Here is a 22553-nt window from a genome sequence, read left to right on the forward strand (position 1 = left end):
GTCGTCAGGACAGCAACTCCCGGTAGAGGGCCGCGTACCGGGCGGCGAACCGCTCCGGGCCGAAGTGGTCCTCGACCAGCGCCCTTCCCCGGTCGGCGAGCATGTCCCAGGAGCGCGGCCGGTCGAGCAGCCACGCCAACTGCTGCCCCGTGCGGCGCGCGTCACCGGCGGGGGCCCGCAGCACGGCGTGCCCGAAGTCGGCGAACTGCGGCAGGTCGCTGAGGACGGCCGGCCGGCCCGAGGCCAGGGCCTCCAGCACCGTGAACGGGATGTCCGCCTTGCGGCCGAGGGAGACCGGCGGGAACAGCAGCACGTGGACGGAGGCCAGCAGGGCGTGCATGTCCTCGACGTACCCCCGCACCTCCACGTCGACGAGACCCGCCGCACCGGCCCGCTCCCGCAGCGCCTCGTTCAGCGCCTCCTGGTCCTGGCCCGGCCGGCCGCGCATCGCGAGCACGAGCCGGAACCGGCTGCCCGCGCGGTGGGCCTCCGCCGCCGCGTCGATCGACAACTCCGCCCCGCCGTGCGGATCGTGGTGGCCGGTGAACAGGACCGTGGGGAAGCCCTCGGGACGCGGCAGGTACGGCCACCGGTCCAGGGCGATCATGGGCGGCACCACCCGTACGTCGCCGAAGTCGGCGGCCCGCAGCCGGCGCGCCATCGACTCCGAGAGGGCCACCGTCGTCCCCAGCGGCCGGACGCGCGCCAGGATCCCGGGGTCCACCACGCAGGGCACCGTGTGGACGACCGGCCGCCCGCCGAGCAGCAGCGGACGCAGCCACGAGAACACCGGGAAGACGCGACCGACCGTCAGGACGGCGTGCACCAGGTCGACCCGGCGCGAGAACACCGCCGCGGCCAGCGCCGCCTGCACGCGTTCGGAGGCGTGCGGCTCCTCACCGCGGGAGAGGACGCGGACGGGGCGCCCCCGCCGCGGCCCGGCGCGCCGCGGATGCGGCCACTGGGTGAGCCAGAAGAAGTCCACGTCGGGCAGGGCGTCGAGGACGGACCTGGCGAGCCGCACGTCACTGCCCTCCGTCCCGTCCAGCGGACCGCTGGTCAGGAGCAGCACGCGGGGACGCCGCTCGACGACGGCCATCACGCACCGCCGGTGCGGCCGCTCCGCCGACGGCGCGGAACACCTGACGCGGAGGCGGGACCCGTCAGCAGGTCGACTGCCATGACGCCCCCTTCTTCCGCGGCCGCCGGGGGAAGGCGGGGGAGTCCAGGAGCCGGTGGGCGAGGGCCAGGTAGCGGCCCGTCGTCTCGTCCCACGTGTAGTGCCGTGCGGCCAGCCCCGCGCGCCGCCCGAGACGACGGCGGAGCGCCGCGTCGGCGGCCAGCTCGGCCATGCGCTCCCCGAAGGCCGCCACGTCGAACGGCCGCACGGCCACGTCCCCGCCGTCGCGCATCCAGCGCAGCGCCGGCAGGTCGAAGTGGAGCACGGGCTTGCCGTACGCCATGCCTTCGAGGGCCGCGAGACCGAAGGTCTCGTGGCGGGACGGAAGCACCAGGAACGCGCTGTCGCGCAGGAGTTGGCGTCTGCGCTCGTCCTCGGCGGGACCCACCCAGTGGATCCGCGGCTCCGCCCCGTGGGGCCGGTCGGCGAGGAGGTCGGCGAGGCGGCGTTCCTCCTCCGGGGTGCCGCTCCCCGCCAGCAGCAGGTCCAGCGGAGGCCGGGCCCGGTCGTACGCGTCGAGCAGCAGGTCGAGGCCCGAGGCCCAGCTGTCGACGCGGCCCAGGAAGAGGATGAACTGCCCCGTGCCGAGCCGTGTCTCGTCGAGACCGTGCTGCTCGACGCCGCCGGTGATCACCTGCACGTCGGCCCGGGGGCTGAGCCGCCGGACCTCCACGCCGTCCGCCGTGTTCGTCACCACGATGTGCCGGTAGCAGCGCAGTCCCAGCCTCTCCACCAGGAAGAACGGGATGTGATAGCGCCGCCACAGCGCCTTCGCGCAGCGACCCTGGTCGATGCCGACGACGGGGGCGGCCGTGGTCAGCGGCAGGAAGCTCGTCGAGAACGGGGGCGTGAAGCTCTCCAGCCACAGATCGTGCCGGATGCGGCGGGACACGAGCGGCAGCAGCGCCAGGAACAGCAGCCGTCCCGCGCGCGGCCCGGCCCGGCCCACCGGCAGCCGCACGTACCGGACGCCGTCGCGCTCCTCCGTGCCGCCGTGCCGCCCCGCCGTCACGACCGTGACCCGGAAGTCCTCGGCGAGCCGCCGGGCCACCTTCGCGGCCACCAGGGCTCCGCCGCCCCGGTGGCCGGGCAGGTCGTCGCCGTCGTAGACGGACACCACCACGTGCCGCCGCACGCCCTCGCCCGGGTTCCGCGAGGCGTCCCGCACGCCTGCCCGCGCCCGCTCGGCGGCCCGTCCCCGCATCCGGGCCCGAGGCCGCTCGACGGCCCGCTCCCGTTCCCGTACCGCGTCGACGATCCGCTCCAGGGCCGAGCCCGCGACCAGGGACGGCGCCCGCTCGCCGGCGAGCCGGGCGATCCGCGGCAGCCGCCGCGACCAGGCGCGGTAACGGGCCCAGGAGGGGGCCGGGTGACCGGCCGTCTCCGACCGGTCGCGGCCCCGGGGCGCGTCCGGTCCGGTGTCGACGAGGAGCGTCAGGTGGTAGCGGCCGGCGATCCCGCGGAAGGCACCCGCCACGCCGGAGGAGGCCGGCGGGTCGAACGCCACCAGGCCGTCCAGCGGCCCCCGTTCGGTCACGACCACCGCCTGTCCGCCGCGTGTCCGGGCGCGCCTCCGTGCCACCGTCCGGGCCACCGCGATCCGGACGGCGAGTTCGCCCGCCTCCAGGAACGCGTGGGCACGGCGCGGCGCGGCTCCCCGGCGCTTGGGATCCGTCGCGCGTCGTGCCCACCCGTCCCCGCCCGGTTTCCCCGCGCCCCTCGCGGGCGTGCGAACCGGGAGCAGGCGGCACAGGAGACAGCCGTGACCCCGTACGACGACCACGGCCAGGCCGCGTTCGTCGAGCAGCGCCGCCAGCCTGTCGACGAGAGCGGACCGGCCGGCGTCGGCGGGCCCCGACACGGCGACCAGAAGAGGACCTCGTACGGCGGTCATGGCAGCCGCCTCCGAGGTCCACCGGTCCGCCGGATCCCGTCGGGGTACGCCCGGGCGCGTGAACCGGGGTACGGCGACGGGACGTCCGAAGCGGGGGACGGCGAGGGGACGTCCGAACCGGGGGACGGCAAGTGGACGTCCGAACCGGGGCACGGCGAGGGGACGTCGATGAGCCGGGTGACGTGGCTGAGGTGGGTGACGGCGTGCGGGGGGGCGTGCGTGACGCGGGTGCCCGGAGCGGCGCCGTCAGAGCCGCCCGATCGATCTGGTCCGCCCGATGGGGCGGAGGCGCCTCGTCCGCCGGAACCGCGGCGACGCGGGGCGTGCGCGCGCACCGAACGGGCGCGCCGCCGCCGGGCCGCGCCGTGCGGCCTGCACGTCCGGCCTGCGGGCGGCGTGGCGGCGGCGTGGATCCGGTCGGAGACCCGGCGCGCCGGGTGGGCGGTCGGGCGGTGCGGGGCGGTGCGGAGCGGACGGCGCCGGGCCTCGGACAGGGGCCAGTCGGTCACCCGCCGCAGGGGATGCGGTGCGGATGCCGCCGGCGTTCGGCTGATGGGGAGGAAGGTCACGACGAGCCTCTTCCGGCAACCGACCCTACCGAGGGCCTGACGAGTTCTGGGCCGATCCGTCTCGAAACGTCTGTCCTGTAGCGCTTGTCCTGAAAAGCGCTGTATCCAGCCTTAGCTTCCGGGGGGTGATTCGTCAACCGGAGGAGCCGCGGAAGGGGCCGCGGGCCAGGCGGGACAGCGCGTTGTGCGGTCGTTCGTCGAGGAGCGTGCCGAGGATGCGGGCACCGTCACGGACGGTGCGCAGGCGCGACGCCCCGTGGCGGCACGGCAGCTCGCGGCTGGGTACCTCGGCCACGCGCAGCCCGTAGTGCAGCGCGTGCGCGACGAGTTCCGCCCCGAGTTCCACCCCGTCCTCGCGCAGGTCGAGAAGATCGACGAACGAGCGCCGGAATGCGCAGAACCCGTACCAGAGATCGGTGAGGTGCTGGCCGTACAGCCTGCGTGCCACGCGCAGCAGCGCGCGATGTCCCAGGCGCCGCGCCAGCGAGGAGGCGGCGACGTCCCCGCCCGCGATGAAACGCGATCCCTTGACGAAGTCGTAGCCGTTCTCCAGGTAATGCAGGAAATGCGGGATCTCGTGCGGGGACATGCTTCCGTCGGCGTTCATCAGCACGATCAGGTCCCCGGTGGCGGCCAGCAGGCCCGCGTGCGGGGTGTCGCCCCTCCCGAAGTCCCAGGCCCCCACGCTCCGCACCGTCAGGCCCGGTCGCGCCCCGCCCCCGTCGGTACCTCCCGCACCGTCCGGCGCCCCGACCAGCACCACCTCCCGCACGCTCGCGGGCACCTGTCCGAGCAGGACGTCGAGACCGGCCCCCGGGTCCTCGTGGCCGGGGCGGATCGTGAGCACGAGGCTCACCGTCCGCGCCCCGGCACCCGGCGTCCGGTCGGTCGACCGGCGCAGGGGGTGCGAATCACTACTCATCGGTACGCCTTCCGCGCGGCGGACCCGCGTCTTCCAGAATCCTGCGCGGAGGTCCACAGCGTCAAGAAAAGCGGAAGAATATGCCGTCCTGTGCGAAGGAATACCCGGAAAGGAACGGCCCCTGTGACCTGACGACTTCCCGCGGGAAAGCCGGTCGCTTATGCAACGGCCCCCCGCCCGGCATACAATCCCGTCATGGCAGGGCGAATTGAAGACTACGCCCTCGTCGGTGACCTGGAGACGGCGGCGCTCATCGGGACCGACGGGTCCGTCGACTGGTGGTGCGCACCCCGCTTCGACTCGCCCGCCTGTCTCGCCGCCCTCCTGGGCGAGCCGGAACACGGCCGGTGGCTCCTCGCCCCCGTCGACGCGGCCCGCTGCACGCGCAGGAGTTACCGCGGCGACACGCTCGTCCTCGACACCGTCTGGGAATCCGTCTCGGGCACGGTCCGGGTCACCGACTTCATGCCGCCGCGCTCCCCCGGGGAGGACGCCCCGACGATCGTCCGCCTGGTCGAGGGAGTCGCCGGACGGGTCGCGATGCGCGGCGAGTCGACGGTCCGCTTCCACCACGGCAGCATCGTGCCGTGGACCCGCTCCGTGGACCGCCGCACCGTCGCCTCCATCGCCGGACCCGACGCCGCCTACCTCTCCTGCGGCCCCGGCGTCGACCCCGTCCTCACCCCGGACGGCAGCACCGTCGACTTCACCGTCACGGCCGGCCGCCGCGTCGCCTTCACCCTCGGCTGGCGCCCCTCGCACGCCGCCGCGCCCCCCGCCGTCACGCCCGCGGGGATCGACGGCGCCCTCACCCGGACCCTCGCCTTCTGGAACGACTGGGCCGCCGCGCTGCGTTACGACGGTCCCGCCAGGGAGGCCGTCATCCGCTCCCTGCTCACCCTCAAGGCGCTCACGTACGCCCCCACCGGCGGCGTCGTCGCGGCGGCCACGGCCTCCCTCCCCGAGTCCATCGGAGGCGAACGCAACTGGGACTACCGCTTCTGCTGGTTGCGCGACTCCACCTTCACGCTCTCCTGCCTGCTGCGCGGCGGCTACCGGAGGGAGGCGCTCGCCTGGACGGCGTGGCTCCTCCGCGCCGTCGCGGGCGCCCCGGCCGACCTCCAGCCGCTGTACGGGGTCGAGGGGCAGCGCCGCCTCCCGGAGACGGACGCCGACTGGCTTCCCGGCTACGAGGGTTCACGTCCCGTCAGGTTCGGCAACGCGGCCGTCGACCAGTTCCAGCTCGACATCTACGGCGAGGTGCTCAACACCGTCTACTCGGCGGTCCGGGCCGGTGTCGTCCTCGACCCCCCGACCTGGGCCCTGGTCGCCGCGCTCCTGGAATACCTCGGCGAACGCTGGCAGGAACCCGACGAGGGCATCTGGGAGGTCCGCGGCCCGCGCCGCCACTTCGTCCACTCCAAGGTGATGGCCTGGGTCGCCGCCGACCGGGCCGTCCGCCTCGCCCGCGTCGCCGGACTCCGCGGCTCCGTGCACCGCTGGCAGGCGCTGCGCCACGAGCTGCACGCGGAGATCTGCGACCGGGGCTGGAGCCCCGAGCAGCGCTCCTTCACCCAGTCCTACGGAAGCCCCCAGGTCGACGCCACCGCCCTGCTGATCCCCCGGCTCGGCTTCCTCCCGCCCGGCGACCCGCGGGTCGTCGGCACCGTGCAGGCGATGGAACGGCTCGACGACCACGGGTTCCTGCGCCGGTACGGGGACGTACGGGACGGCGGCACCCACGCCCTCGACGACCTCGGCGGCACCGAGGGAGCCTTCGTCGCCTGCACGTTCTGGTACGCCGACGCCCTCGCCATGACGGGCCGTCCCGCCGAGGCCCGCGCCGTCTTCGAGCGCGTCCTCGACATCCGCAACGACGTCGGCCTCCTCGCCGAGGAATGGGACCCGGCCGCCGCCCGCCAGCTCGGCAACATGCCCCAGGCGCTCAGTCATGTCGCCCTGGTGAACACGGCGTTCACCCTCTACGGCACCCGCCGTCACGACCGCGACGGCTCCCGTCACCTCGCTGTGGCATGATCGCCCCGACCCCGACCCCGACCCCGACCCCGGCAGCGGGCCGGGGACGAGGGGGCCGGACATGGACCGGCACGTCGCCGTCCCGGGCGCCATCGCGCTCCTCTTCGCCGCCGGCGGCGCCGCCGCGATCCGCACCGGCCGGGTCCGGCCCTGGCTGCGTGCCCGGGTCTTCCGGACGGGCCTCTACGGCGGGGGCCGGCCGCTGACGGCCGCCGCCTTCGCCGTCCAGGTCGCAGCCCCCCTCGCCGACGACCGGGCCGTACGCGCCGGCCCCGGCGGGGCGAGCGTGCTCGTCCTGCTGCTGGGCCTCGTCCTCCTGCTCCTCGGCGAGGCACCCGTCCCGCGAGCACTGACCGCCGCCGCGGCCGCGCGCCCCGCCGTCGAGGGCGGCCGGCCCGGACGGAAGCGGCGCCCGCGTGTCGTTCGGGTGAGTCCAGCGGGCGGGGCGGCCGCGCGTGGGTTCGAATCGGGGCATGGCTTCCTACGACAGGCTCCGCGCCGGCGGCTCCCCGAGGCCGCTGGAGACCGGTGACACCTGGTGGTACGCCGCCGTGGCCGGCGAGACCGCCGGCTCCTTCAGCACCCGGGTCCGCACCCGGACACGGCGCGCCTGCCTCGGGGCAGTCCTCCTCCTCACGGTCGTCTACGCGGGCCTCGTGCTCACGGCGACCGGCCGCCGCTGGGGCGACGCCGCCGTGACCGGCCGACGCGCGGACTCCGCCGCCGCCACCCTGCTGCGCGATCACCCCTCCCTCGCCGGCCTCACCACCTTCTCGCTGGCCGCCGGATGCGTCCTCCTCCTCGCCGTGGGCCTGATACGCAAGCGGTACGCGCTCACCGGGGCCGCGGCGGGCGGGCTGGTCACGGCCCTCGCCGTCACCGGCCTGCTCCAGCGGTACGCGCCCCGCCCCCGCCTCCTCGACACCGCGGGCGCCCTCGTCCCCAGCGGCTTCCCCAGCGCCCAGACCACGCTGGTCCTGGGCATCGCCTTCGGCCTCGTCCTCGTCGTCCCCTACCGGTTCAGGGCCCTGGCCGTCGGCGCGGGCACCCTCTGGGCCGCCGCCGTCGGCGCGTACACCATCGCCTCGGGCCGGCACCGGCCCGGCGACGTCATCGCCGCCGCCCTCGTCGTGCTCGCGGTCGACTGCGGGCTGATCGCCTTCCTCGCGCGCAAGGGCAAGGTCCGCCCCGGCGCCCGGCGCGGCCCCTTCCTGCCGGGCCTCCCGGTGACCGTCCCGCTCGCCCTGATCGCCGCGGCGGGACTCGGCGCCGGCCTCTGGCTGCTCGGCGACACCCTCAGCCTGCCCGCCACCGCCCCCTACGACCCCGCCGAGCTCCGGCTCGCCCACCGCTGCGGGCAGGCCCTCGCCGCCGGCGTGACGGCCGCCGCCGGACTCGTCCTGCTCGGACTGCTGCGCCGCGTCGACGTGGACGGCGCGCCCGCCCCGTACCGGCTCGGCGGGCCCTTCGTGGAGGCCGCCGGGGTGCGGCGCGAGGACGAGCCGGTGGGGCCCTTTACCGAGGACCGCGATCACGAGATATCTTGATGTCGAGCAATCTCGCATACGCAGACGTGGAGCGGAGCACCCGGTGACTGACTCGACCATCATCTACACCCACACTGACGAGGCGCCCGCCCTGGCGACGTACTCGTTCCTGCCCGTGATCCAGGCGTATGCCTCGCAGGCCGGCGTCACGGTCGAGACGCGTGACATCTCGCTCGCGGGCCGCATCATCGCCGTCTTCCCGGAGTTCCTGGAGGAGGGCCAGCGCATCGCCGACGCCCTCGCCGAGCTCGGTGACCTGGCCAAGACGCCCGGCGCCAACATCATCAAGCTGCCGAACGTCTCGGCGTCCATCCCGCAGCTCAAGGCCGCGATCGCCGAGCTCCAGGCGCAGGGCTACGCCCTCCCGGACTACCCGGACGACCCGCAGACGGACCAGGACAAGGACGTCCGCGCCCGCTACGACAAGATCAAGGGCTCGGCCGTCAACCCGGTCCTGCGCGAGGGCAACTCCGACCGCCGCGCGCCCGGCTCGGTCAAGAACTACGCCAAGGCCCACCCGCACCGCATGGGCGCCTGGACCCCCGAGTCGAAGACGAACGTCGCCACCATGAGCGAGAACGACTTCGCCTCCACGGAGAAGTCCGTCGTCATCGCGAAGGACGACACCCTCCGCTTCGAGTTCACCGCCGCCGACGGCACCACCAGCGAGCTCCGTGCCCCGCTGAAGGTCATCGCCGGCGAGGTCGTCGACGCCGCCGTCATGCGCGCCGCCGCGCTCCGCACCTTCCTGAGCGAGCAGGTCGCCCGCGCCAAGGCCGAGAACGTGCTCTTCTCCGTGCACCTCAAGGCCACGATGATGAAGGTCTCCGACCCGATCGTCTTCGGCCACGTCGTGCGCGCCTTCTTCCCGAACACCTTCGCCAAGTACGGCGAGGCGCTCACCGCCGCCGGTCTGTCCCCGAACGACGGCCTCGGCACCGTCCTGGGCGGCCTCGACGCCCTCCCGCACGGCCTCGGCGCCGAGATCAAGGCCTCCTTCGAGGCCGAGCTCGCCGAGGGCCCGGCCCTCGCCATGGTCGACTCCGACAAGGGCATCACCAACCTGCACGTGCCGTCCGACGTCATCGTCGACGCCTCGATGCCGGCCATGATCCGCACCTCCGGCCACATGTGGGGCCCGGACGGCCAGGAGGCCGACACCCTCGCCGTCCTCCCGGACCACAGCTACTCCGGTGTGTACCAGACCGTCATCGAGGACTGCCGCGCCCACGGCGCCTTCGACCCGTCGACCATGGGCTCCGTCCCGAACGTCGGCCTCATGGCGCAGAAGGCCGAGGAGTACGGCTCCCACGACAAGACCTTCGAGATCGCCGAGGCCGGCACCGTCCGCCTCGTCGACTCCGAGGGCAACGTCGTCCTGGAGCAGGAGGTCGCCGAGGGCGACATCTTCCGCGCCTGCCAGACCAAGGACCTGCCCATCCAGGACTGGGTCAAGCTCGCCGTCACCCGCGCCCGCGCCACCGGCGCCCCGGCCGTCTTCTGGCTGGACGAGAACCGCGCCCACGACGCGCAGCTCATCGCCAAGGTGAAGCAGTACCTCCCGGAGCACGACACCGAGGGCCTGGACATCAAGATCCTGTCCCCGGTCGAGGCCACCGCGTTCTCCCTGGAGCGCATCCGCCGCGGCGAGGACACCATCTCGGTCACCGGCAACGTCCTCCGCGACTACCTGACCGACCTCTTCCCGATCCTGGAGCTGGGCACCAGCGCCAAGATGCTGTCGGTCGTCCCGCTGATGGCGGGCGGCGGCCTCTTCGAGACCGGCGCCGGCGGCTCCGCCCCGAAGCACGTCCAGCAGCTCGTCAAGGAGAACTACCTCCGCTGGGACAGCCTCGGCGAGTTCTTCGCCCTGGCCGCCTCCTTCGAGCACCTCGCGACCACCACGGGCAACGCCCGCGCCCAGGTCCTCGCCGACACCCTCGACCGCGCCACCGGCACCTTCCTCAACGAGGACAAGTCGCCGACCCGTCGCCTCGGTGGTATCGACAACCGCGGCAGCCACTTCTACCTGGCCTTCTACTGGGCCCAGGAGCTCGCCGCCCAGACCGAGGACGCGGACCTGGCCAAGGCCTTCGCCCCGCTCGCCGAGACGCTGGCCGCCAACGAGCAGAAGATCGTCGACGAGCTCGTCGCGGTCCAGGGCTCCCCGGCCGAGATCGGCGGCTACTACCAGCCCGACCCGGCCAAGGCCGCGGCCGTGATGCGCCCGTCCGCCACGTTCAACGAGGCCGTCGCGTCCCTCGCCTGAACCGGCGCGGGACCCGTCGCCCGCACCCGCGCGTGACCGCCACCGCCCCGGCCGGAACTCCTCCGGCCGGGGCGGTCCCGTCGGTGGCGCATCTCACGTCCGGGTGTGAACCTGGATGGATGAGTTGGGCATCTTGGACGACCGCCGGTGTCTACACCGGGCGAGGTGGGGTGCTGACCGACGAGGCCGGAGCCGTCACGGGCGATCTGACCGTGCACACGACCTGGGCCGATCGAGAGGCACGCGTGGCCGTGCAGTACAGCGGCGCGTCCGACTGGTTCACCATGTCGGGCAGTCCCGTTCCGTGCGCGACGGAGGAGGAGAGCCGCGACCTGCACGACGCCGTCGTGGAAGCAGTCCGGGAGGGCAGAGGGGCCACGGTCCCGACCCTGCCCGCGGCACCACCGGTGTAAGGTCCCCAGGCACCACCGGAAGAAGTGTTATCCCTCCCGCGCCCACGGGTCTCCGAACCACGGGGGACTCGGACCAGGGATGAGGGAGCAGATCCATGCACAGCGACGAGGCCCGCACCACCGCACTGGTGGAGGCGGCCAGGGCCGGTGACGCGCACGCCAGGGACGCCTTGGTGCGCGCGTACCTGCCCCTCGTCCACAACGTCGTCGGCCGGGCCCTCGACGGCCACGCCGACACCGACGACATCGTCCAGGAGACGATGGTCCGCGCCCTCGACGGCCTCACCGGCCTCCGCGACCCCGACCGCTTCCGCTCCTGGCTCGTCGCCATCGCCATGAACGGGATACGGCGCCGCTGGCGCGAACGCCAGCAGGCGCCCGTACCCGGCCTGGACCGGGCGGCCGACCTCGCCGACCCGGCCGGCGACTTCACCGAACTCACCATCCTCCGCCTCGGCCTCTCCGGGCAGCGACGCGACGTGGCCCGCGCCACCCGCTGGCTCGACGAGGACGACCGTGAACTCCTCTCCCTGTGGTGGCTCGAGGCCGCCGGCGAGCTGACCCGGGCCGACGTCGCCGAGGGCCTCGACCTGTCCCCCCAGCACGCCGCCGTACGGATCCAGCGCATGAAGGAACGCCTGGAGACCGGCCGGGCCGTGGTCCGCGCCCTGGACGCGGTGCCGCGGTGTCCCGAACTCGCGGAGACCCTCACGACCTGGGACGGACGGCCCTCCCCGCTCTGGCGCAAGCGCGTCGCCCGGCACCTGCGCACCTGCGCCGGATGCACGGGACGCGTGACCGGCCGCCGCGGACTCGCCCCGGTCGAGGGCCTGCTCGTCGGCATCGGCCTGGTGCCCCCGCTCGCCGCCGGGGTGCTGCGCGGCGCGGAGTCCTTCGCACCCGGGCCCGTCGTCTTCGAGACCGCCTCCCGGTGGACACCGGTCCGGCGCGCCTGCGTCGCCGCGGCCGCGGCCGTCGCCGTCCTCGGGGCCGCCGCCCTCCTCGTGCCCCGGCAGCCCGACACCCGGCTGACGCCCGCCCGGCCCGCCGCCGCGCCGCCGCCCGCCACGACACCGCCCCCGGCACCCGTGACGACCGTCGCCGTCCCGGCCCCGACCACCCGGCCGCCCCGGCCCCCCAGGACGACGCCCCCGGCCCCCCGGCCCACCGCCGAGGAACGGCTGACCGCGAAGGTCAACCGGCTGCGGACGGCGGCGGGTTGCGGACCGCTGCACACCGATCCGCGGCTGGTCGCCGCGGCCCGCGCCTACGCCCGGGACATGGCCGCGCGCGGCTACTACGGGCACAGCAGCCCGGAGGGCGACTTCGCGGACGCGCGGATCACCGCCGCCGGGTACGACTGGAGCGCCTGGGCCGAGAACCTGGCCCGCGGTTCGTCCGACCCCGGGTCCGTCGTCGACGACTGGACCGACGGCGCGATGCACGAGGAGAACATGCTGAACTGCCGCTACCGGGACACCGGCGTGGCCTCGGTGCCCGGCCCGGCCGGCACGATCTGGGTGCAGAAACTGGCCGCCCCCGCGTCCTGACGGCCCTGCCGCGGGATCAGCGTCGGGAGCCGAAGTCCTGCACCCACCAGGGGCCGTTGGCGGTCAGCGTCACGCCGACGCCGACGTCCCTGAAGGCGCAGTTCAGGATGTTCGCCCGGTGACCGGGACTGTTCATCCAGTCCTCCATCGCCCGGGCCGGGGTCTTCGGCCCGCGGTGGATGTTCTCCCCCCAGGCCGACCACGCGTACCCTGCGCCGGTGATCCGGTCGCCCGCGTCGCGCCCCTCCGGGGTGTGGTGCTCGTAGTAGTCACGCGCCGCCATGTCGTCGGCGTGTCCCTGGGCGGCGGTCCGCAGGTGGCTCTCGGAGCGCAGCGGTCCGCAACCCGCCCTCTCCCGCTCGGCGTTGGCGATATCGACGACCTCCTGGACGAACTGCCGGGCCTTGGCGCCGGCCGCCGCGGGAGCGCCCGCGGCGGAGACGGCCGGGGCCGGCGAGGCCACGTACATCCCGGTCACCACCGCCAGCACGGCGGCGGCCCCGGACAGCGCGACGGTGATCCGGAAGGAGGGGCGGGACGCCCGGCGGCGCGCGCCCCGGCTCCCGCGGTGCCGGCCGCGCGCGGGCGCGGGATGGTCGTGGTGGCCGGGACGGTCGTGGTGCCGCATGGAGCTCCGCTCTCTCGCCGAGGTCGCCGGAGGTCCGGTGCCGGGAGAGCCACCGGGGCGACGGCGGTAACACTGTCCGCCGCGGCCCGCCCCGACACTCTCCGTCAACCCGACGCGTCAACCCGCGTCCGAGCTTTTCAGCCCTGCGGAATCACCGCCACCGGGCAGGGCGCGAGATGCAGCGCCGCGTGCGCCACCGAACCGATCCGCGGACCGATCGCGCCCCGCCGGGCCCGGCGCCCGACCACCAGGAGCCCGGCGGCCCCCGAGGTCGAGAGCAGCACCTGCCCCGCGCTGCCCAGTTCGACGTGCTCGGTCACCGGCACGTCCGGGTACCGCTCGCGCCACGGGGCCAGGGCCTCCCGCAGTGCCTTCTCCTCGTACGGCACGAGCCCGCCGGCCTCGTCGGCGAGTCGCATCGAGGCCGGGCTGTACGCGTACAGCGGCGGCAGGCTCCACGCGCGGACGGCCCGCACCGACGCCCCGCGCGCGGCGGCGGTCTCGAAGGCGAAGCCCAGGGCCGCGGCGCTGTCCTCGGGGTCGCCGTGCTGCCCGACCAGGACGTGTCCGGCGGGCGCTTCGGCCTGTTCGCCGTCGCGGGAGCGGACGGCCACCACCGGGCGGGTGGCGCCGGCGATGATCTGCTGGCCGTACGAGCCGAGCAGGAATCCGGTCAGGGCGCCGTGACCCCGCGAGCCGATGACGAGCATCTCGGCCCGCTCCTCGGTGCCGAGCAGCGCGGCCACCGGCGTGTCGGGGAGCACCTCGGCCGTGAGCGTGAGGTCCGGGTGGCGCGCCGCGATGGTGGCCTCGGCCTCGCGCAGGACGTCGAACGCCGCGCGCTGCTGGGTCTCGGGGTCCTGGACCAGCGGGATGTCGAGGGGCTCCCAGCGCCAGGCGTGCGCGAGCCGGAGCGGAAGCCCCCGCTGGAGGGCCTCGCGGGCGGCCCAGTCGGCCGCGGCGAGGCTCTCCGGGGAGCCGTCCACTCCGGCGACGATCTCACGACTCATCAGGCTGCCTCCGCGGTGACGGGCCCGCCAGGCGGCCGGGCCCTGCTGTCTCCAGCTTGGGCCCATCGGCAGCCTGACGGGAGGGCCGGAGGTCCCGACATGCCGGACCGTCAGCCCCGTTCGTACGACTTCCGGCCGCGCGGCTTCGGACGAGGTTCCCGCCGCGCGGCTTCGTACGGCGTCCCGGACGCGCGGCTCCGTGCACCGTCCTGGTCGTCTTGCTTCGTGCGGTGTTTCGGGCGCGCGGCTCCCCGCGCTGTCCTGGTCGCCTGGCTTCGTACGGCGTTCCCGCGCGTGGCTCCGTGCGCCGTTCGGGTGGCGTGGCTCCGTGCGCCGTTCCGGGCGCGTGGTGCGCTCAGGCCCGGAGGGTGAGCCGCGCGTGGGTGCCGTTGAGGTAGTGGTCCCCGATGTCCCGGAGCCGGTGGGAGGCCTGGGTGGGGGCGGTGAGGGCGCGGGCGTTGCGCCAGAAGCGGTCGAAGCCCGGTCCGCCGCCGCGGGCGTCGGGTCCCGGGCCGGTGTCGACGAGTTCCAGGATGCGGGTGGTGATGTGGACGGCGGCCCGGCCGGTGACCGTCTCGGCCGCCGCCACCAGGACGGCGATGTCGGCCCGTTCCTCCGGGCCGAGCGACCGTCCGGCGAGCAGCCCGTGTGCCAGGGCGTCGGTCGCCCGCTCCACCACGGCGGCGGCGGTGTGCGCGGCCGTCGCCAGCTCCCCGTACGCGAGGAGGAGGTAGGGGTCGTCCCCGGCCCCGCCCGCGGCGGCGCCGTCCGGGGCGATCGGGCCCTCCGGCCGGTCGGCCGGTGCCGGGCCCGACTGCCCGGCGCGGCTGACGTCCCGGGCCTCGGCGAGCGCGCCCTCGGCTATGCCGAGTCCGACCTGGACGAGCAGCAGCCGCAGGGCGAGCGGCGCGAGGGTGGCGAACGGGGCGACGGCGTGCTCGTCGTGGGGGAGCGCGCCGAGGACGTGTTCGGGCGCCACCGGCACGTGGTCGAAGGTGACGGTCCCCGCGCCGGCCAGCCGCTGCCCGACCCGGTCCGTCCCCGCGTCCGTGAACACCCCCGGGTGGGCCGGGTCCACCAGGACCACCAGCAGGTCGCCGGTGCCGCCGGGCCGGGCGCCGACGACGAGCCGGTCGGCCACCGTCACGCCGGAGGCGAACGAGCGCCGGCCGTCGAGGACCCAGCCGTCGTTCCCGGCGGGCGTGAGCGTGAGCCCCGGGTCGGCCTCGCCCCGCGCCGGTTCGATGCCGCCGGCGAGCAGCCAGCGCTCCTCCGCCGTACAGGCGTCGAGGGCGAGCGGGGACCGCGCGGTGTGCGGGGCGCCCGCCGTCCGTCCGGCGCCCCGCGTGCGTGTCGTCGCCGTCGACGAGTCGCCGCCGTCCTCGTCGGAGGCGGCTTCGGGGACCTGGTCCTCCGCCGGCGCCGGGCCGAAGAAACGGCTGCTCCACGACAGCGCGTAGTGGTGGGCGAGGAGTTCGCCCACCGAGCTGTCGGCGGCGGAGATCTCGCGCACGACGGCGCACGCGGCGCGCCAGTCGGCGCCGCGCCGGGTCGGCCCGGGTGCCGTCAGGAGGGCGGGCAGCCCGGCTTCCTGGAGGCGGGCCACCTCGTCGAACGGCGCCTTGCCGGCGCGGTCCCTGACGAGGGCGTCGACGGCGAGGTCGTCGGCCAGCTCGCGGGTGACGCGGGGCCAGATCTCGTCGTCGGCCGGCCGGTCGACGGGACGGACGGCCGGTGCGGAGTCGGTGCGCGGGGCGGGTCTCTTCGGCGATTTCCTCGGCGTGCTCACGTCACCTCACCTGATCTCTCGTATCCCCACTGGAATAGTAGGGATAGTGGCAGAGGTGAGGCGCCCACCCCAAGGGGCGTCCGTACCGTGGACAGGGGTGTCTTGACCAGTGGGATGGCGTCAAGTCGGCGCGGCCCGGCCGGGGTTCGATCCGCCGGTCAGGGGTTGGTCCACGCCTCCGGATCGTCCGCGAGCGCGATGACCCCGTCCGGCAGCCTGGCCGCGGCCACCTCGGCGAGCGAGACCCCGAGGACCTCGCGGACCCCCGCCCGCAGGGCGATCCACAGCGTGAGCAGCGACTCGGCCGGGCCCGTGTACGACAGGTCCGGCGGGCGCTCCCCGCGGACGGAGACCAGCGGCCCGTCCACGCAGCGGATGACGTCCGCGACCGAGATCGTCTCCGCGGGCCTGGCCAGCCAGTACCCGCCGTTGCCGCCGCGCTGGCTCTGCACCAGGCCGCCCTTGCGCATGTCTCCGAGAATCCCCTCCAGGAACTTGTGCGAGATGCCCTGGCCCTCGGCGATGGCCTCGGCCTTCAGCGGCCCCGAGTCCTGGGAGGCGGCGAGCTGGAGGGCTGCCCGCACCGCGTAGTCGGCCCTGGCTGAAATGCGCATGCGCGCATTATTCCGTACCGGCGAGGGGCCCGCCGCCCGCACGCCCACCCGCCGAGCCGCGACCCCGTCGGGCACGCCCGACGCGGGCTCCCGGGTCCGGAGTGCGGTCCGCCGGGCCCTGGGCGCGGTCCGCCGAGGGGACCGCCCGTCCGGGACCGCGCGCCCGACAAGTCGGGCCGTACCGCACCCTTGACGCCGCCGGTGGCCCGCCGGACACTCATGGACGGGAAAACCGAGCGAACGGGTAGGGAACCATGGGGCGCAGCGGCAGACGGGACACGTACCGCGCAGCGCTCCTCCCGCGCTCCCTGCCCCTCACCTCCCGCCGCCACATCGATCTCCTGCGGGTCTGCAGCGCCGCCTAGCTGCCCGTCCGAGGGCCGGGGCCGACGGGCCCGACCATCCGGGGCTTCCTCCCGCCGGGCCGTCCGAAGCCCTCAAGCCGGATCCGGGGGCGGGGCGGGCCGTCCGGCGGGCCGACGCGCCGGAGCCCGCCCGTCGGGTGGGTCGGTGCTCCGCCCCGCCCGGCAGGTGGGTCGAGGCTCCGTCCCCCTCGGGTGGGGCGATCGGCCCGAGCCCGCCCGGTCCGCCTGGCGAGTCGACCCACCCGCGCCGGTCCGGGCGGTCCACTGGTTCGACGCGCCCGGCCCCGCCCCGGCGGTCCGGTCGGTCGACGCGTCGGGCCCGGTACCGGCGTTCCGGTGGCCGGACGCACCGGTCCCATCCGGCCCGTCCGGCGGGTCGACGCGTCCCGGCCTGCCCGGCACGGCAACGCGCCGTGCCGCGTCCGCACTTCCTTTCCGCACCTCTGCCGCCCCCGGCCGGACCGCCGGTGCCGTCCGTCGCGCCTCGCGACCGGCACCGGCGGGCATCGGACGGACCCGGCACCGAGCACCCAGGGAGAAGCATGTCCGTCGTCCCGTCCTCGCTCCTGCCCGCCTCCGCCGTGCCCGCCTTCCGGGGCAGGATCGGCCGCGACGCGGCGAGCGGCCACTACGCCGTCCCGCACCGCTACCGCCTCCACGTGGCACCGTCGACACCCGGCTGTCTGAGGATCGCCGTCACCCACGCCCTGCTCGGACTCGACGACACGCTCCCGCTCACCGTGCTGCCCGAGAACCCCGACACGCCCGACGGCGGATATGCCGCACTCCGGCCGCTGTACGAGGCGAGCGCCCACCTCTACGACGGTCCGGCCGCCGCGCCCGTCCTGAGCGACGGCTGGACCGGACGGATCGTCAGCACCCACGTCCCCGACATCCTCCGCGACCTGGCCCTCCGCTTCCGCGGTGACGGCCCCGACCTGCTGCCGAGCGCGCGGCGGCGCGAGATCGACGCGATCGCGGACCTGTGCGAGCGGAGCGTGAACCGGGCGGCCCAGCAGGCCGGTGAACTCGGCATCGACGGCGAGGCGGCCCACCGCGACCCGCTGACGGTCCTCTTCTCCGCGCTCGGCCGCCTGGAACGGCGGCTCGCCCGCGGGCCGTACGTCCTCGGCGACGCGCCGACCGCCGCGGACGTGCACGTCTGGGTCACCCTCGTCCAGCTCGACACCGTCCACCGCTGGCACCTGGACGCCGCCGCCATGGACCGCGTCGCCGGGCATCCGGCCCTCTGGTCCTACGCCCAACGCCTGGCCGCCCGGCCCGAGTTCGCCCGCTGCCTCGACATCGACGCCGTCCTGCGCCGCCACCGCGCCCACTGCCGGGGCCGCGAGGCCGCCGGCGCGGCGATCCGCATCGTCGACTGGTCGGCGTGCCCGACCCGACAGCCCGGACACGCCGGTTCGTAGGGCGCGCCCCGGCCGAACGCCCCGGCCCGGACGCGCCGACGCGCAGGGGACGCGCCGGCCGAAGGCCCCACGGCCCACGCCACGGCCCACGGCCCACGCCACGGCCCACGGCCCACGCCACGGCCCCGTGGCCCGTGCCTCGCGGACCAGCGCCTCACGGGGCCGGGTTCAGCCGATCCGGTGGCCGGCCAGTGGGGCCGTGTCGTCGCCGGCGCCGGCCCGGACGCCGCGCAGGAACGCGGAGAGGGCCTCCTCGGCGCTCGAGGACGGCTCCCAGCCGAGCTCCCGACGGGCCCGTTCGGTGGCGAGCAGCGGGAGGTGCCGGAGTGCCTCGAAGAGGCCGGGGGAGGCGGGGACGAGCCGGAGGCGCCAGGCGGCGGACAGGGCGCCGCGCACCGCGCCGGCCGGTACCTTCACGGGCTTGGCGTGCAGCATCCGGCCCAGTGTCGCGGCGTCGAGCACCGGCTCGGCGGCGAGGTTGAACGCGCCGCGGACGTCCCGCAGGAGCGCCCTCCGGTAGGCGTCCGCGGCGTCGTCCGTGTGCAGGACCTGGAAGCGCAGCCCGTCGAACTCCGGGAGCAGCGGCAGCAGATCGGGCCGCATCAGCTGGCCGGGGAAGAACCGTCCCGCGAAGATCCGCCGCTGGCCGCTCGCCGACTCCTCCTTGAAGAGGAACGCCGGACGCATCCGTACCACCCGGGTCTGCGGATGGTCGCGCTCGAAGGTGTCGAGGACCCGTTCCAGATAGGACTTCTCCCGGGTGTACGCGGCACCCGGCCAGCCGTGCGTCGGCCACGCCTCGGACACCGGGGCGTGGCCCTCGGGGCCGGGGGAGTACGCGCCCACGGACGAGGCGTGCACGAGCACCGGCACATGCGCGGCCGCGACCGCGTCGAAGACGCGCACCGCGCCGAGGACGTTGGTCCGCCAGGTCTCCACGGGGTCGTGCGTCGGCCCGAACCGCCAGGCGAGGTGGACCACCGCGTCCGCGTCCGCCACGTACTGCGCGAGCCGCGGTTCGTCTCCGTCACGGGAGAGGTCCACCTCGGCCCACTCCACGCCGGGCAACTCCAGGTCCGGCCGTCGCCGGGCGAGGCCGAGGACCGATCCGACCCGCGGTTCGGCCGCCAGGATCCGCACCAGACTCGTCCCCACATTGCCGGTGGCGCCGGTGACGACCACCCGCTGAATCGTGCTCGGGTTCATGTCCTCGACCCTCCTTCATGGGCGGCGCGAGCGCACCCGGAGCGCCGCACCGAAAGCCCCTCGTCACTCAACGTGTCCGTGTCGGTCGCGGGGGCGGCCGACGGCCGGGAGTATGGAGCGACGCAGGAGACAGGAGAACGCCATGCTGCTGCCCGACAGGAACACGGTCGACCGGCTGCTCCGGCACTACCGCACCCAGGAGCGGACCGTGCTGGACAGTCCGTGCGACCTGTCGGCCCGCCGGCGCTTCGAGGACACGGTGTACACCCTGTGCGTGCTGATGGGAAAGCGCACCGCCCAGGAGGCCGTGCACGCCGCCGAGCGCTATGTGACCGGCGCCCGGACCACGGCGCCCGGGTATCCGTGGCGGAGTGGCTGACCGGACCGGCCGGCCGTCGACAAGCGCGTCCCCGGGGCCGCGGTTAGCGTGGCGGGGTGCGTCGCACGCCCCCCCGGTGCCGGGTGCGGCGGTACGTGGCGCCTCGCGTTCCGGCCTGCCCGGCGGAGGGAGACACGATGACCAAGGCCCGCAGGACGGACACCGCGAGGACCGGCGCCGCCGAGACCGGCAACGGCCGGGCAGGCACGGCGAAGACCTCCACCGCGAAGACCTCGGCCGTGAAGACCTCCGCCGCGAAGTCCGGCACCGCGAAGTCCGGCACCGCGAAGTCCCCCGCACCGCACGCCGCCGACCGGCAGAACCTGATCCGCGTGCACGGGGCGCGGGTGAACAACCTCAAGGACGTCAGCATCGAGATCCCGAAGCGCCGGCTCACGGTCTTCACCGGCGTCTCCGGCTCGGGCAAGAGCTCCCTGGTGTTCGACACGATCGCCGCCGAGTCGCAGCGGTTGATCAACGAGACGTACAGCGCGTTCGTGCAGGGCTTCATGCCGACGCTCGCGCGCCCGGAGGTCGACGTGCTCGAAGGCCTGACCACCGCGATCATCGTCGACCAGCAGCGTCTCGGTGCCGACCCGCGCTCCACCGTCGGCACCGCCACCGATGCCAACGCGATGCTCCGCATCCTCTTCAGCCGCCTCGGCAGACCGCACATCGGCCCGCCCGGCGCGTACGCCTTCAACGTCCCCTCCGTACGGGCCAGCGGCGCGATCACCGTCGAACGCGGTGCCAAGAAGGCCGTCAAGGCGACGTTCAGCCGCACGGGCGGCATGTGTCCGCGCTGCGAGGGCCGCGGCACGGTCTCCGACATCGACCTCACGCAGCTCTACGACGACGCCAAGTCGCTCGCCGACGGGGCGCTGACCATCCCCGGCTACACCCCGGGCGGCTGGAACCACCGGCTCTACAGCGAGTCGGGCTTCGTCGACGCGGACAAGCCCATCCGCCGGTACACCAGACGGGAACTGGCGGACTTCCTCCACCACGAGCCGGTCAGGATGAAGATCGCGGGCATCAACATGACCTACGAGGGTCTGATCCCGCGCATCCAGAAGTCGTTCCTGGCCAAGGACAAGGAGGGGATGCAGCCGCACATCCGGGCCTTCGTGGAGCGGGCCGTCACCTTCACCACCTGCCCCGAGTGCGACGGCACCCGCCTCGCCGAGGGCGCCCGGTCGTCGAAGATCAGGCGGAAGAGCATCGCCGACGTCTGCGCGATGCAGATCAGCGACCTGGCCGAGTGGGTGCGGGGCCTCGACGAACCCTCGGTGGCCCCCCTCCTCACCGCGCTCCGCGAGACCCTCGACTCGTTCGTCGAGATCGGCCTCGGCTACCTGTCCCTCGACCGGCCCTCGGGCACGCTCTCGGGCGGCGAGGCCCAGCGGGTCAAGATGATCCGCCACCTCGGCTCCTCGCTCACCGACGTCACCTACGTCTTCGACGAGCCCACCACCGGCCTGCACCCCCACGACATCAACCGCATGAACGACCTGCTCCTGCGCCTGCGAGACAAGGGCAACACGGTGCTCGTCGTGGAGCACAAGCCGCAGACCATCGCGATCGCCGACCACGTCGTCGACCTCGGCCCCGGCGCGGGCACCGCGGGCGGCTCCGTCTGTTTCGAGGGCACCGTCGAGGGGCTGCGGGCCGGCGACACGGTCACCGGCCGCCACTTCGGCGACCGCGCCGCACTCAAGGAGAGCGTGCGCGAACCCACCGGTGCCCTGGAGATCAGGGGCGCGACCGCCCACAACCTGCGGAAGGTCGACGTCGACGTCCCGCTCGGCGTGCTCTGCGTGGTCACCGGCGTCGCCGGCTCCGGCAAGAGCTCCCTCGTCCACGGATCGATCCCGGCGGGCGAGGACGTGGTCTCGGTCGACCAGGGTGCGATCCGCGGCTCGCGCCGCAGCAACCCGGCGACGTACACCGGCCTGCTCGACCCGATCCGCAAGGCGTTCGCCAAGGCCAACGGGGTGAAGCCCGCGCTGTTCAGCGCCAACTCCGAGGGCGCCTGCCCCACCTGCAACGGCGCCGGAGTCGTCTACACCGACCTGGCGATGATGGCCGGTGTCGCGACCGCCTGCGAGGACTGCGAGGGCAAGCGGTTCCAGGCCTCGGTGCTCGCGTACCACCTGGGCGGCCGGGACATCAGCGAGGTCCTCGCGATGCCGGTCGACGAGGCCGAGGAGTTCTTCGGCGCGGGCGAGGCCCGCACCCCGGCCGCGCAGCGCATCCTGGAGCGGCTCTCCGACGTCGGACTCGGCTACCTCTCCCTCGGGCAGCCGCTCACCACCCTCTCCGGCGGGGAACGGCAACGCCTGAGGCTGGCCACGCACATGGCCGACAAGGGCGGCGTCTACGTCCTGGACGAGCCGACCACCGGCCTGCACCTCGCCGACGTCGAACAGCTCCTCGGCCTGCTCGACCGCCTGGTCGACTCCGGCAAGTCGGTCGTCGTCGTCGAACACCACCCGGCGGTCATGGCCCATGCCGACTGGATCATCGACCTCGGGCCCGGCGCCGGTCACGACGGCGGCCGGATCGTCTACCAGGGCCCGCCCGCCGGCCTCGTCGCCCGCCGTGCGACCCTCACCGGCGAGCACCTGGCGCAGTACGTCGGCGCCTGACCCCGGCGCCGGGGGCGGCGCCCCCGCTTCACGACGGCACGCCACCGGTACGCGTGCGGGCGACGCCCCGGACGCGTACCGGACCAGGCGTCACGTACCGGTCACA

The 22553-nt window shown here is 74.8% G+C and carries 17 protein-coding genes; 9 read left to right on the plus strand and 8 right to left on the minus strand.

Annotated elements, in window-relative coordinates; all coding sequences use genetic code 11:
* Positions 1-4 precede the first annotated feature (4 nt).
* From AC067A_RS30605 to AC067A_RS30615, 3 genes are all read right to left on the minus strand, one after another.
* Positions 5-1099: a glycosyltransferase family 4 protein gene (locus AC067A_RS30605; protein ID WP_479245948.1), complete on the minus strand. Its 1095-nt coding sequence runs from the start codon at positions 1097-1099 to the stop codon at positions 5-7.
* Between the two features lie 64 nt (positions 1100-1163).
* Positions 1164-3074, minus strand: a complete 1911-nt coding sequence (locus AC067A_RS30610) for a glycosyltransferase family 4 protein (protein WP_479245950.1) — start codon at positions 3072-3074, stop codon at positions 1164-1166.
* A gap of 702 nt (positions 3075-3776) precedes the next feature.
* Positions 3777-4565: a glycosyltransferase family 2 protein gene (locus tag AC067A_RS30615; RefSeq protein WP_479245952.1), complete on the minus strand. Its 789-nt coding sequence runs from the start codon at positions 4563-4565 to the stop codon at positions 3777-3779.
* 195 nt (positions 4566-4760) lie between these two features.
* Between AC067A_RS30615 and AC067A_RS30620 the strand changes: the two genes are divergently transcribed.
* From AC067A_RS30620 to AC067A_RS30645, 6 genes are all read left to right on the plus strand, one after another.
* The gene (locus AC067A_RS30620; protein ID WP_479245953.1) at positions 4761-6602 is read left to right on the plus strand and encodes a glycoside hydrolase family 15 protein; all 1842 of its coding nucleotides are present in this window, start codon (positions 4761-4763) and stop codon (positions 6600-6602) included.
* 61 nt (positions 6603-6663) lie between these two features.
* Positions 6664-7134, plus strand: a complete 471-nt coding sequence (locus tag AC067A_RS30625) for a hypothetical protein (RefSeq protein ID WP_479245955.1) — start codon at positions 6664-6666, stop codon at positions 7132-7134.
* A complete protein-coding gene (locus AC067A_RS30630; protein ID WP_479245957.1) occupies positions 7076-8149 on the plus strand; it encodes a phosphatase PAP2 family protein in 1074 nt (357 codons plus the stop codon). Before AC067A_RS30625 ends, AC067A_RS30630 begins: the two co-directional genes overlap by 59 nt.
* 43 nt (positions 8150-8192) lie before the next feature.
* The gene (locus AC067A_RS30635; RefSeq protein WP_479245959.1) at positions 8193-10418 is read left to right on the plus strand and encodes an NADP-dependent isocitrate dehydrogenase; all 2226 of its coding nucleotides are present in this window, start codon (positions 8193-8195) and stop codon (positions 10416-10418) included.
* Positions 10419-10537: 119 nt separating this feature from the next.
* Positions 10538-10831, plus strand: a complete 294-nt coding sequence (locus tag AC067A_RS30640) for a hypothetical protein (protein WP_479245961.1) — start codon at positions 10538-10540, stop codon at positions 10829-10831.
* A gap of 95 nt (positions 10832-10926) precedes the next feature.
* A complete protein-coding gene (locus AC067A_RS30645) occupies positions 10927-12381 on the plus strand; it encodes a sigma-70 family RNA polymerase sigma factor (protein WP_479245963.1) in 1455 nt (484 codons plus the stop codon).
* A 16-nt stretch (positions 12382-12397) separates the two neighbouring features.
* Here AC067A_RS30645 and AC067A_RS30650 read toward each other — a convergent pair whose 3' ends face one another.
* From AC067A_RS30650 to AC067A_RS30665, 4 genes are all read right to left on the minus strand, one after another.
* Positions 12398-13009 (minus strand): CAP domain-containing protein, encoded by a 612-nt coding sequence (locus AC067A_RS30650; protein ID WP_479245965.1) that lies wholly within the window; start codon positions 13007-13009, stop codon positions 12398-12400.
* 137 nt (positions 13010-13146) lie between these two features.
* Positions 13147-14019: a universal stress protein gene (locus AC067A_RS30655; protein ID WP_479245966.1), complete on the minus strand. Its 873-nt coding sequence runs from the start codon at positions 14017-14019 to the stop codon at positions 13147-13149.
* 355 nt (positions 14020-14374) lie between these two features.
* Complete coding sequence (locus tag AC067A_RS30660; protein ID WP_479245968.1) at positions 14375-15808, minus strand: acyl-CoA dehydrogenase family protein; 1434 nt, start codon at positions 15806-15808, stop codon at positions 14375-14377.
* A 158-nt stretch (positions 15809-15966) separates the two neighbouring features.
* The gene (locus tag AC067A_RS30665) at positions 15967-16422 is read right to left on the minus strand and encodes an RrF2 family transcriptional regulator (RefSeq protein WP_479245970.1); all 456 of its coding nucleotides are present in this window, start codon (positions 16420-16422) and stop codon (positions 15967-15969) included.
* Positions 16423-17329: 907 nt separating this feature from the next.
* On the opposite strand from AC067A_RS30665, the gene AC067A_RS30670 reads away from it, so the two are divergent.
* Positions 17330-18214, plus strand: a complete 885-nt coding sequence (locus AC067A_RS30670; protein WP_479245972.1) for a glutathione S-transferase C-terminal domain-containing protein — start codon at positions 17330-17332, stop codon at positions 18212-18214.
* A gap of 168 nt (positions 18215-18382) precedes the next feature.
* Here the strand turns inward: AC067A_RS30670 and AC067A_RS30675 are convergent, their stop codons facing one another.
* On the minus strand, positions 18383-19420 hold the full coding sequence (locus AC067A_RS30675; protein WP_479245974.1) for an NAD-dependent epimerase/dehydratase family protein: 1038 nt from the start codon (positions 19418-19420) through the stop codon (positions 18383-18385).
* A gap of 142 nt (positions 19421-19562) precedes the next feature.
* Here AC067A_RS30675 and AC067A_RS30680 point away from each other — a divergent pair, with 142 nt between their 5' ends.
* Both AC067A_RS30680 and AC067A_RS30685 read left to right on the plus strand, forming a co-directional pair.
* Positions 19563-19799, plus strand: coding sequence for a DUF5133 domain-containing protein (locus AC067A_RS30680; RefSeq protein ID WP_479245976.1), 237 nt, complete (start codon positions 19563-19565; stop codon positions 19797-19799).
* 137 nt (positions 19800-19936) lie between these two features.
* Positions 19937-22447 carry an ATP-binding cassette domain-containing protein gene (locus AC067A_RS30685; RefSeq protein WP_479245979.1) on the plus strand — a complete coding sequence of 837 codons (2511 nt, stop codon included), beginning with the start codon at positions 19937-19939 and terminating at the stop codon, positions 22445-22447.
* The last annotated feature ends 106 nt before the right edge of the window (positions 22448-22553 follow it).

The organism is Streptomyces sp. NPDC043176 (assembly GCF_056436715.1).